Genomic DNA, 11,394 nt, shown 5'->3' with positions numbered 1-11,394 from the left:
CGGGGCACGCGATCTTTGCCGGCAACACCGGCACGCTGCAACTCGACCAATCTGCGGCGTTCAGCGGAACGGTGTCGGATTTCGGAGGTCAGGATCAACTCGACCTGCGGGACATCGGCTTCGGCTCTGCCACCACCGTGGGCTTCTCGGCCAACAGCAGCGGCACAGGAGGAACCCTCAGCGTCAGCGACGGCACGCACATGGCCCAGATTGCGCTGCTTGGCCAGTACGCCGCCAACAGTTTCGTCGCGGCCGGCGACAGCCACGGCGGAACGCTGATCACGGAGCCAGCCGCAGCCGTCATGCAGGCCCAACTGACGCAGCCGCATGCCTAGACCGAACCGATTGGAGATCGACCGGACGGAAAGGATCCTGGTGAGGGGGACGAGAGGCGCAGCTTCGTAGCGTAAAGCGCGATTGGATCCTTTCGCGGAGAAGCAGCCTCGTCTTGCCCGTCAACTTGCCGGCCGAATGTCCAAGCGGACATGTTCCTTGATGGCCTTTAGCGGTCATGCGACCGCTAAGCGGCCTCTTCATGGTGACGGTCGGATGTTGTGCGAATGCTACTGCGCGACCTTGCTGCTGCCTTGCGTGATCAGCCGTGCGGCGCGCTGGTCGCGGGTATGGATCCAGAGCCAGTTCATCGCAACGGCAATCCGGTGGCGCACGCCGATCAGGAAGTAGATGTGGGCGAGACCCCAGATCCACCATGCCAGCGAACCGCGCAGCTTGAGCCAGCCGAAATCGATCACCGCCTTCTTCTTGCCGATCTGGGCGAGGCTGCCGGCATGCTTGTAGCGGAACGGCGGCAGGGTCTTGCCGTCGAGCCTGGCCTTGATCAATGCGGCGACGTAGCGCCCTTCCTGCTTGGCGGCCGGCGCGATGCCGGGCACCGGATTGCCGTCGGGGTCCTTGATCGTGATGGTGTCGCCGACGGCGAACACATCGGGATGGCCCGGCACGGTGAGATCAGGTTCGACCTGCAGCCGATGGGCGCGATCCGCCGGCGCATTCAGCCACTCGGCGGCGCGCGAGGCGCGCACGCCGGCGGCCCAGACGATGGTGCGGGCCTCCAGCCGCTTGCCGCCGAACACCACGCCATCGGCCGAGCATTCGGTGACCGTCTCGCCCAGCATCACCTCGACGCCGATTTTCTCCAGCGACGCTTGCGCGTAGGCCGAGAGATCGTCGGGGAAGCCGGCCAGCACGCGCGGCCCGGCCTCGATCAGCACCACGCGGGCCTTGCGCGTGTCGATGTGACGGAAGTCCGGAGCCAGCGTATCCTTTGCGAGGTCGGCGATGGTGCCGGCCATCTCGACGCCGGTCGGCCCGGCGCCGATGATGACGAAGGTCAGCAGCGCCGCGCGCTTGTCGGGATCGGTCTCGCGCTCGGCGCGCTCGAAGGCGACCAGGATGCGCCGCCGCAATGTGGTGGCGTCTTCCAGCGTCTTCAGGCCGGGTGCGAACGGCTCCCATTCGTCATGGCCGAAATAGGCGTGGCGTGCGCCGGTGGCGAGGATCAGCGTGTCGTAGGGAATGCTGCCGCCGTCGTCGAGCTCGACCAGCTTCGCCGCTGCGTCGACGCCACAGACATTGGCGAACAGCGTCGTCACCTCGGGCCGGTCGCGCAGGAGATAGCGGATCGGCCAGGCGATCTCGCTGGTCGCAAGCGAAGCGGTCGCGACCTGGTAGAGCAGCGGCTGGAACAGATGGTGATTGCGGCGGTCGATCAGCGTGATCTCGACCGGCGCGCCCGCGAGACCGAAGGCGGCTTCCAACCCGCCGAAGCCGGCGCCGACGATCACCACGCGATGAGGTTTGGCCGGCGCTTGCGTCATCTGATGTCGCCCTCGGTTTCGAACGGCTTCGTCGTCTGATTATGTAATCATTCGCGGCCTCATTCCAACACGAAATGCCCGATCGCCCGATAGCAAAAGCCAATCGCCGCAGACCTCACGCGTCCTGCGGTGCGGCCGCGGCGACGACGCGCCGTCGCATCGGCAGGAACAGTCCCGCGACCGCGCCGGCGAACGACAGCGTCGCCGCAAGGCTCATCGCCGCGGCGAATCCGTTGGCGAAATGTCCGGATGAATCGGCGGCACCGTTTGCAGCGAAGCTCGCCACCAATGACGCGATGCCGAACATGCCGCCGAGGAAGCGGCCCATGTTGAAGATGCCGGACGCCTTGCCCATCTCGCTGACGGCGACTGCGCTGAGCACCGCGTTCTGCGCGGCCGGCATCGCCATCGAGACGCCGACGCCGGCGAGCACCAGCGGCGCGACCAGCGCGGAGTACGGCACTGTCGGGCTCACGATCTCGCCGATCCAGCCGAGGCCGATCGCCTGCATTAGAAGACCGGTGACCACAAGCGTACGCTCGCCGAACCGGTTGACGACGGCGCCGGCGATCGGCGCGGTGACGAACAGCGTCGCGGTCCACGGGATCAGGCGCAGCCCGGCGCCGAAGGCGTTGAAGCCGAGCGCGATCTGCAGGAACTGCGGCAGCAGGAACAGCACGCCATACATCGCGGCATAGAACAGCACGCTCGCAGCCATGCCCGATGCAAATGGCCTTGTCGCGAACAGCCGCATCGGCACCATCGGGCTTGGCGTACGCAGTTCCCACAGCACGAAGATCACCGCCAGCGCGACGCCTGTTATCAGCGTGCCGGCCACTTCGGGGCTGGCCCATCCGACACTGTTGCCGCGCAGCAGGCCCCAGACCAGGGCCAGTGCCGCGAGCGCGACCAGCGACAGTCCGATGATGTCGAGCGGCGCCGCTGGTCCGAAGCTCTCGCGCAGGCGCGCCATCACGAGCACAATCGCGATCAGGCCGATCGGCAAATTGATCCAGAAGATCCAGCGCCAGCCGAGATGCTCGGTGATGAAGCCGCCGATTGCGGGGCCGATGATCAGCGCGCATCCGGTGATGCCGCTGAAAATGCCGAGCGCGCGGGCGCGCTCATCGCGGCCGAACGCGCCGCTCAGGATCGCCATCGCCAGCGGCATCACCAGCGCTGCTCCTGCGCCTTGCAGGGCGCGTGCGGCGATCAATGCCGCCGCGTCCCCGGCCAGCGCGCAGGCCGCCGATGCCACGACGAACAGGCCAATTCCGGTCGCGAACATCCTGCGCCGCCCGAAGCGGTCGCCGAGCGCCGCACCGGTCAAGAGCAGCACCGCGAAGGTCAGATTGAAGGCGTTGACGGTCCATTGCAGCGTCTCCACCCGGCTGCCGAAATCGGCGCGGATGGTGGCGAAGGCCGTGGTCATGATCATGGCGTCCAGCGCCATCATGAAGGATGCCAGCGCGGTGAGGCCGAGCACCCAGCGCTGCTCGGCGCGCTGTTCAGGGGTCTGCATGGTCGTTCTCCGTTGACGTGCCGCGGGCTTTGCGGCGCGCTTCGCAGGCCGAGACGAACCGGAACGGGCAAAGGATGCGGGCTCAAATTATTTTTGTCGGACCGCATCCTTTGGCCGTCCTCAAACGTCCTTGGGTCTGACGCGGCCGGTCCCGGCCGCAGCTAAGGAGGTTGCGATGAGACGGACCCTGATCAGGTACAAGGCCAAGCCGGAGATGGCGGAGAAGAACGCTGCGCTGGTTGCGGCGGTGTTTGCCGAGTTGAAGGCGGCAAGCCCGGATGGCGTGCGTTATCTGACGCTGCGGCTGGAGGACGACACCTTTATCCATATGGTCGAGACCGCGACCGAAGATGGCTCGAGCCCGATCCCGAAGCTTGCCGCGTTCCAGGCCTTCCAGGACGGCATCCGGGATCGTTGCGCCGAGCCGCCGCTGGTTCGCAGTGCTGTGATTGTCGGGAATTATCGTATGCTGGATGAGCCGTGAACCGAGTGAACCGATCTGGCGGAGCCATCATGACGTCATCACCCCAAGCGCCGGCCGCGGCCGAGGTCGACGCACTGCTGGCGGCAATGCGACCAAGGCTGCATCGCTACTGCGCCCGCATGGTCGGATCTGTGATCTACGGCGAGGATGTGCTGCAGGACGCGTTGATCAAGGCGATGGAATCCTTCGCGTCCGCTGCCCCGATCCAGCACCCGGAAGCCTGGTTGTTCCGGATCGCGCACAACACCGCGCTCGATTTCCTCAGGCGGCGCAACCGCCAGGACGCGCTCCACTCTTCGGAGGAGGTGGACATGATGGCCGGAGAGCTCGATGACGTCGGCCGCCGCGAGATCGCGGCAAGCAGCCTGCGCACCTTCATGCGCCTGCCGGTGGCGCAGCGCTCCAGCGTGATCCTGATGGACGTGCTCGGCTGCTCGTTGCAGGAGGTCTGCGGCATCATGGATTTCAGCCTGCCTGCGGTGAAGGCCGCGCTGCACCGCGGGCGTACGCAATTGCGCACGTTCGCCAGCGAACCCGACGATGCACCGCGGCCCGGCCTGTCGCCGGCCGATCGCAACAGGCTGAACGCCTATGTCAGCCGCTTTAACGCCCGCGACTTCGATGCCATCCGCGCCATGATCGCCGATGACATCAGGCTGGAGCTCGTCAACAGGCTGAGGCTGAACGGCAAGGCCGAAGTGTCACGCTACTTCGGCAATTATGCGAAGATCGATGACTGGCATTTGGTGACCGGGCAGGTCGAGGGACGTCCCGCGATCCTGGTGTTCGACACGGACGCACCAGGCGCGCCGCCGCGATCGTTCATGCTGCTCGACTGGTCGGCCGACAAGGTTGCGACGATCAGGGATTTCCGCCACGCGCCCTATGCGATCGACGGGGCTGAGTGGGTGGTGGATCAGGGGTAGGCGGACTGGGCGCGGTGCTCAAAAAGTGGAGCACCAATTGCGCCACAGACTCGGTGTCGTCCCGGACAAGCGAAGCGCGATCCGGGATCCATAACCACGAATGGCAATTGGTTTGCGATGTTAGGGCTCCAACCCGCTTCAACAATCTAATCCGGTGGTTATGGGTCCCTGCTTTCGCAGGGACGACGATGCTGAAACAGCTCGGCTACCGCGTCTTGCCGCCGAATTCAGCCGCTGGCAATCCGCGCCATGCGGCTGCCGGCTGCGGCCGATGCACTGTTTCGTTCAAACATGCCATCGCCGCCGTTCTCGCGCGGCAATGGCGACGCTTTATCGACATGGCCGCGGCCCGGCCAGAACATCAGGACCAGGTTCATCACGCCGTTGACGGCCGTGCCGACCACCGTTGTGGTGTGCTGATAGGTCAGCGCATATTCGGGAAATCGTCCGGCAATGGCCCTGTCGAGCACCATGAGGGCGACCCATGCCGCCATCACGCAGACCGGATCCCATCCGATGTCGCGCACCCGCATCGACTGCAGCATGAAGCAGATGACGAGCATGCCATAGAAGGCAAAGATCAACGCCGGGCTGCTCGATGCCTGCGCCAGCAGCACGTCCGTCCTGCCGCTCGCCGGCGCGTTGCCGGTGATGCCGTAGACCAGCATCATAAAGCCGATGCCCGTCACGAAGGTGCAGAAGAAAAAGGCCAACCGGCCCATCCGGGCATTGAAGCCGAAGATGTAATTCAGCATGTGACGCACCCCTTTGGCGGCAACCTCGCCCGGCGATGCTTTCCGGACCGTGAAGCCCGCCAGCACGTGCCGGCCTGTGGTTTCCGCCTGCTTTACCGGATCGTTAAAGCCTGCTGCAGTGCAGGCGCGGGTCGTCGGAGGGAGGGGGCAGGCCCTGCGACAATCGTTGCCCACGCAACCGGCATTATATTTCTTGCCATGGTCAATTTTGGCGAATTATGATGCAAGGTGCTGGGGTATGCGCCGAAGGTTCTAATCGAGGGCCGTCGGTTCGTGCTTGCTGCACACTTGCGATATCGCGCACAAAACACGTCACAGAACGACGCGCGCAAAGCGTGGCCCCGGGCCTCGATTAGGCCCGGCGGGATCTTTGGTTGAGGAGGGGAGTGAATATGAAAAAGGCATTTTGGCTGGCAGGCGCCATGGCTCTGGCGCTGGCGCAGCCCGCGACGGCGGCTGACAGCGTCAAGATCGGCTTCGTCTCGACCTTTAGCGGTCCGACCGCCGTGATCGGCAACGACATGCGCAATTCGTTCGAGCTCGCGCTCGACCATCTCGGCCGCAAGATCGACGGCAAGCCGGTCGAGGTGATCTACGAGGACGACCAGCAGAAGCCCGACGTCGGCAAGCAGAAGACCGAGAAGCTGGTGCAGTCCGACAAGGTCGACTTCATCGTCGGCTACATCTGGTCGAACGTGCTGCTGGCGTCGCTGAAGACCGCGGTCGATTCGAAGACCTTCCTGATCTCGGCCAATGCCGGTCCGTCACAGCTCGCCGGCGAGCTGTGCTCGCCTTACGTGTTCTCGACCTCCTGGCAGAACGACCAGACACCCGCCGCGATGGGCCTCTACATGAACCAGAAGGGCGTCAAGTCGGTATTCCTGATCGGACCGAACTACGCCGCCGGCAAGGACATGCTGGCCGGTGTGAAGAGCACCTTCAAGGGCGAGGTGGTCGGCGAGGAATACACGGTGTGGCCGAGCCAGCTCGACTTCTCCGCCGAGCTGACCAAGGCGCGCAACTCCAAGGCGGAGTCGATCTTCGTGTTCTATCCCGGTGCCGCCGGCGTCCAGTTCCTGAACCAGTACGCCCAGGCCGGCATCAAGGCGCAGATCCCGCTCTACACCGCCTTCACCGTCGACGAATTGTCGCTGCCGCTGCAGAAGGACAACGCGATCGGCATTCCCGGCGCGCAGGAATGGGTCAACGACCTGCCGAACGCCGAGAACAAGAAGTTCGTCGAGGACTACCGCAAGAAGTATCCCGGCCTGCGCCCGACCTACTACGGCGCCCAGGCCTACGACGCCGCCCAGCTGATCAACAGCGCGGTCGTCGCGGTGAATGGCGACCTCACCAAGAAGGACGCGATGAAGGCGGAGATGGAGAAGGCCAACTTCAAGTCGCTGCGCGGTCCGTTCAAGTATGGCAACAACCACATCCCGATCCAGAACTTCTATCTGCAGGACGTGGTCAAGGACGCCGACGGCCAACTCTCGCTGAAAACGGTCGCGACCATCGTCAAGGACGACCAGGACAAATTCCACGACAAGTGTTCGATGAAGTGATCGTCGGGCAATTCTGGCCTATAGCTTGCTTTCTGTTCACCTCGCCCCGCTTGCGGGGAGAGGTCGATTGCGAAGCAATCGGGTGAGGGGGGCTCTCCGCGAATCTGGTCCGCGGAGGCAGCCCCTCACCCCAACCCTCTCCCCGCAACGGCGGGGCGAGGGAGAACACGCAGCGTGCAATGCGTCGGCGTGCGCCCATCCCCGCTTCGCTCAAGGTGACGTAGCCTCACGATGTATCTCGTCGTCGAACAACTGCTGAACGGCCTGCAATTCGGCCTGTTGCTGTTTCTGCTGGCGGCCGGACTGACCCTGGTGTTCGGCATCATGGATTTCGTCAATCTGGCGCACGGCTCGCTCTACATGATGGGCGCCTATTTCGCCGCGACCTTCGTCGCCTGGACCGGCAGTTTTGTTCTGGGCGCACTGATGGCGTTGGGCGCCACGTTGCTGCTCGGCATCGTGCTCGAATATGTCGCGCTCAGGCATCTCTATGGCCGCGGCCATCTCGATCAGGTGCTGGCGACCTTCGGCCTGATCCTGTTCTTCAACGACGCTGTGCGCCTGATCTGGGGCCCGGCCGGCCTCGCGCTGCCGTTGCCGGCCTGGCTCACGGTACCGGTGCAGATCATTCCCGGCGTGTATTATCCGGCCTACCGGCTGATGATCATCGCGGTCGCACTGGCGGTTGCTGCGATGCTTTATCTGGTCGTGATGCGCACCCGCGTCGGCATGCTGATCCGCGCCGGCGCCTCCAACCGCGAGATGATCGGGGCGCTCGGCATCAACATCAAGCTGCTGTTCACGCTGGTGTTCGGCCTCGGCGCGGCGCTCGCCGGTCTCGCCGGGCTGATGCAGGCGCCGATCCTCACCGTGCAGATCGGCATGGGCGAGAACATCCTGATCCTCGCTTTCGTCATCATCGTGATCGGCGGCATCGGCTCGATCCGCGGCGCCTTCATGGCGGCGATCTTCGTCGGCATCATCGACACGATGGGCCGCGCCTTCCTGCCCGACCTCTTGCGCAAGGTCTTGAGCGGCGCTGCCGCCTCGACCGCAGCACCGGCGTTGTCCTCGATGCTGATCTACCTCCTGATGGCGATCATCCTTGTGCTGCGGCCCGAGGGGCTGTTCCCGGCGGCCAAACGATGATGCCGAAGCTTAACGCCTCCAATGCGGTCGCGGCGCTGATGTGCGCCGCGCTCATTCTGCTGCCGGTCTACTCGGCCGCCACCGGCAACATCTTCATCCTCACGCTGTTCACCCGCATCACGATCTATGCACTCGCCGCCGCGAGCCTCAATCTGATCATGGGCTATGGCGGCATGATGAGCTTCGGCCATGCCGCCTATCTCGGCATCGGCGGCTATGCCGTCGGCATCCTCGCCGCCGAGGGCATCGGCTCCGGCTTCATCCAGTGGCCGGTGGCGCTCGTGGTCTCCGCGCTGTTTGCGCTGCTGATCGGTGCGCTGAGCCTGCGCACCCGCGGCGTCTATTTCATCATGATCACGCTGGCCTTTGCGCAAATGGCCTATTACGTCGCCTCCGCCCTGTCGCGCTACGGCGGCGATGACGGCCTCACCGTCTACAAGCGCAGCGATTTCGCCGGCCTGATCAATCTGTCGGACCGCAACCAGTTCTACTATCTCTGCCTGGCCTGCCTGTTCGGCGGCCTCTATCTGATCTGGCGCATCGTCAATTCGCGTTTCGGCCTCGTGGTGCAGGGCGTCCGCTCCAACGAGCAGCGCATGCAGGCGATCGGCTTCCATGCCAACCGCTATCGCCTGGTCTGTTTCGTCATTGCCGGCACGATCTGCGGCCTGGCCGGCGCGCTGCTTGCCAACAACACCGATTTCGTCAGCCCGGCGGTGATGTACTGGACCCGCTCCGGCGACCTGATGGTGATGGTGATCCTGGGCGGCATGGGATCGCTGTTCGGACCTGTCGTCGGCGCCATCGTCTATCTGCTGCTCGAGGAGCTGTTGTCGCAGTTCACCGAGTTCTCGGGACTGATCCTCGGCCCGGTGCTGCTGTTGATCGTGCTGTTCGCGCGCGGCGGCATCATGGGCCTGCTCGGGAGGATGCGCCGTGGCTGAACCCTTGCTGCGCGTCGACAGTCTGGTCCGTCGCTACGGCGGCATCGCCGCGACCGACAACCTCTCGATGGAGGTCATACCGGGCGAGCTGCATGCCATCATCGGCCCCAACGGCGCCGGCAAGACCACGCTGATCAGCCAGTTGACCGGGCAGGTGATGCCGAATTCCGGCACCATCTACTTCGCCGGCCGCGACGTCACCAGCCTGCCGTCCTACACGCGCTCCAGGCTCGGGCTGGCGCGCTCGTTCCAGATCACCTCGCTGCTGAAGGACTTTTCCGCGATCGACAATGTGGCGCTGGCGGCGCAGGCGCATGACGGCCACTCCTTCCGCTTCTGGGGCAATGCGCGCAAGGAGCGGCATCTGCGCGACACCGCACGCGCAGCGCTGGAGCGCGTCGGCCTCGGCCAGCGCGCCGATATCGTGGTCTCGCAGTTGAGCCATGGCGAGCAGCGCGAGCTTGAGCTCGCGGTCGCGCTTGCGACCAAGCCGCAGTTGCTGTTGCTAGATGAACCGATGGCCGGGCTCGGCGTCACCGAGTCGGCGCGGATGGTCGCGCTGCTTAAGGAGCTGCGCAAGGAAGTCACCATCGTGCTGGTCGAGCACGACATGGAGGCGGTGTTTGCGCTGGCTGACCGCATCACGGTGCTGGTCTATGGCCGCGTCATCGCCTGCGACGTGCCCGACGCGATCCGCAAGCACGAAGAGGTCAAGCGCGCCTATCTTGGCGAGCAGCATGCGGTGACGCGCCATGACTGAATCAAACGCCGCTGAAACGTTGCTCGAAGTCGATGCGATCGAGACCTGCTACGGCTTGAGCCAGGTGCTGTTCGGCCTGTCGCTCAAGATCAAGTCGGGCGAGATGGTCGCGCTGATGGGTCGCAACGGCATGGGCAAGACCACCACCATCCGTTCGATCATGGGCCTGACGCCGGCGCGCGCGGGCGCCATTCGTTTCGCCGGCGAGTCAGTGCGCGGCCTGCCGTCGTACAGAATTGCAAAACTCGGCATCGGCCTGGTGCCGGAAGGCCGCCAGATCTTTCCGAACCTCACGGTGCGCGAAAATCTCGTCGCCGCCTCAGGAAATCGGCTCGGCGCTTCCGATCCGTGGACGATCGACAAGATCCATGCGCTGTTTCCGCGGCTAGCCGAACGCACCGGCAATATGGGCGTCACGCTGTCCGGCGGCGAGCAGCAGATGCTCGCGATCGGCCGAGCGCTGATGACCAACCCGAAGCTCCTGATCCTCGATGAAGCGACCGAAGGCCTGGCACCCTTGATCCGCGACGAGATCTGGAGCTGCCTGTCGATGTTGAAGGGCCGCGGGCAATCGGTGCTGGTGATCGACAAGAACGTCGGCAACCTCGCCCGCATCGCCGACCGTCACTACATCATCGAGCGCGGCAAGACGGTGTGGAGCGGCACCAGCGAGCAGCTGATCGCCGAGCCGGATCTGCAGCACAAGTATTTGGGGATTTAGCGCCGGACCAACGCGACGCTCTCAGCTCCGTCACCCTGAGGAGCGCGTAGCGCGTCTCGAAGGGTCGACGGCCCGGCTGGTGGCCGTGCATCCTTCGAGGCTCGCAAGCGCTCGCACCTCAGGATGACGGATGACGGGATCAAAACATCTCGAACTCGGTGCTCCCAGCAACTGATCACCGCCAGACTGCCGCGCACAAAGCGATTCCCGTCACCCTGAGGAGCGCGTCTTCGCGCGTCTCGAAGGGTCGACGGCCACCAGCCGGGCCGTGCATCCTTCGAGACGCGCTGCGCGCTCCTCAGGGTGACGGAGCTGAGAGCGTCGCGTTGGTCCGGCGCTAAATCCCCAAATACTTGTGCTGCAGATCCGGCTCGGCGATCAGCTGCTCGCTGGTGCCGCTCCACACCGTCTTGCCGCGCTCGATGATGTAGTGACGGTCGGCGATGCGGGCGAGGTTGCCGACGTTCTTGTCGATCACCAGCACCGATTGCCCGCGGCCCTTCAACATCGACAGGCAGCTCCAGATCTCGTCGCGGATCAAGGGTGCCAGGCCTTCGGTCGCTTCATCGAGGATCAGGAGCTTCGGGTTGGTCATCAGCGCTCGGCCGATCGCGAGCATCTGCTGCTCGCCGCCGGACAGCGTGACGCCCATATTGCCGGTGCGTTCGGCTAGCCGCGGAAACAGCGCATGGATCTTGTCGATCGTCCACGGATCGGAAGCGCCGAGCCG

Annotated in this window: 12 protein-coding genes; 8 read left to right on the top strand and 4 right to left on the bottom strand. The window is 64.7% G+C overall.

All coding sequences use genetic code 11. The features are described 5' to 3' along the window. Positions 1 to 335, top strand: a 335-nt coding sequence (locus tag FNJ47_RS39860; RefSeq protein WP_163161455.1) for a hypothetical protein, incomplete at its 5' end; no start/stop codon positions are given. 228 nt (positions 336 to 563) lie between these two features. On the opposite strand, the gene FNJ47_RS39855 is transcribed toward FNJ47_RS39860, so the two are convergent. Continuing rightward, on the bottom strand, positions 564 to 1,838 hold the full coding sequence (locus FNJ47_RS39855) for an NAD(P)/FAD-dependent oxidoreductase (RefSeq protein WP_163161453.1): 1,275 nt from the start codon (positions 1,836 to 1,838) through the stop codon (positions 564 to 566). A gap of 115 nt (positions 1,839 to 1,953) precedes the next feature. Next, complete coding sequence (locus FNJ47_RS39850; RefSeq protein ID WP_163161451.1) at positions 1,954 to 3,360, bottom strand: DHA2 family efflux MFS transporter permease subunit; 1,407 nt, start codon at positions 3,358 to 3,360, stop codon at positions 1,954 to 1,956. 175 nt (positions 3,361 to 3,535) lie between these two features. On the opposite strand from FNJ47_RS39850, the gene FNJ47_RS39845 reads away from it, so the two are divergent. Further along, positions 3,536 to 3,844, top strand: a complete 309-nt coding sequence (locus FNJ47_RS39845; RefSeq protein ID WP_163161449.1) for a hypothetical protein — start codon at positions 3,536 to 3,538, stop codon at positions 3,842 to 3,844. A 29-nt stretch (positions 3,845 to 3,873) separates the two neighbouring features. Next, positions 3,874 to 4,770, top strand: a complete 897-nt coding sequence (locus FNJ47_RS39840) for a sigma-70 family RNA polymerase sigma factor (protein ID WP_163161447.1) — start codon at positions 3,874 to 3,876, stop codon at positions 4,768 to 4,770. 227 nt (positions 4,771 to 4,997) lie between these two features. Here the strand turns inward: FNJ47_RS39840 and FNJ47_RS39835 are convergent, their stop codons facing one another. Continuing rightward, positions 4,998 to 5,591 carry a hypothetical protein gene (locus tag FNJ47_RS39835; RefSeq protein WP_163161445.1) on the bottom strand — a complete coding sequence of 198 codons (594 nt, stop codon included), beginning with the start codon at positions 5,589 to 5,591 and terminating at the stop codon, positions 4,998 to 5,000. A gap of 326 nt (positions 5,592 to 5,917) precedes the next feature. Here FNJ47_RS39835 and FNJ47_RS39830 point away from each other — a divergent pair, with 326 nt between their 5' ends. From FNJ47_RS39830 to FNJ47_RS39810, 5 genes are all read left to right on the top strand, one after another. Further along, positions 5,918 to 7,090, top strand: a complete 1,173-nt coding sequence (locus FNJ47_RS39830) for an ABC transporter substrate-binding protein (protein WP_163161443.1) — start codon at positions 5,918 to 5,920, stop codon at positions 7,088 to 7,090. Between the two features lie 231 nt (positions 7,091 to 7,321). Further along, the gene (locus tag FNJ47_RS39825; RefSeq protein ID WP_163161441.1) at positions 7,322 to 8,239 is read left to right on the top strand and encodes a branched-chain amino acid ABC transporter permease; all 918 of its coding nucleotides are present in this window, start codon (positions 7,322 to 7,324) and stop codon (positions 8,237 to 8,239) included. Next, positions 8,236 to 9,183 carry a branched-chain amino acid ABC transporter permease gene (locus FNJ47_RS39820; RefSeq protein ID WP_163161439.1) on the top strand — a complete coding sequence of 316 codons (948 nt, stop codon included), beginning with the start codon at positions 8,236 to 8,238 and terminating at the stop codon, positions 9,181 to 9,183. The genes FNJ47_RS39825 and FNJ47_RS39820 overlap by 4 nt, the downstream gene beginning before the upstream one ends. Further along, positions 9,176 to 9,943, top strand: coding sequence for an ATP-binding cassette domain-containing protein (locus FNJ47_RS39815; RefSeq protein WP_163161437.1), 768 nt, complete (start codon positions 9,176 to 9,178; stop codon positions 9,941 to 9,943). The genes FNJ47_RS39820 and FNJ47_RS39815 overlap by 8 nt, the downstream gene beginning before the upstream one ends. Continuing rightward, positions 9,936 to 10,664 (top strand): ABC transporter ATP-binding protein, encoded by a 729-nt coding sequence (locus FNJ47_RS39810; protein ID WP_163161435.1) that lies wholly within the window; start codon positions 9,936 to 9,938, stop codon positions 10,662 to 10,664. The genes FNJ47_RS39815 and FNJ47_RS39810 overlap by 8 nt, the downstream gene beginning before the upstream one ends. Before the next feature lie 337 nt (positions 10,665 to 11,001). Here the strand turns inward: FNJ47_RS39810 and FNJ47_RS39805 are convergent. Then, positions 11,002 to 11,394: ATP-binding cassette domain-containing protein (locus FNJ47_RS39805; RefSeq protein ID WP_163161433.1), on the bottom strand; the 393-nt coding region annotated here is incomplete at its 5' end.

Origin of the sequence: Bradyrhizobium uaiense (assembly GCF_010811875.1) — a bacterium.
Lineage (GTDB): Bacteria > Pseudomonadota > Alphaproteobacteria > Rhizobiales > Xanthobacteraceae > Bradyrhizobium > Bradyrhizobium uaiense.
This window is presented reverse-complemented; position numbering and strand designations above follow the sequence as displayed.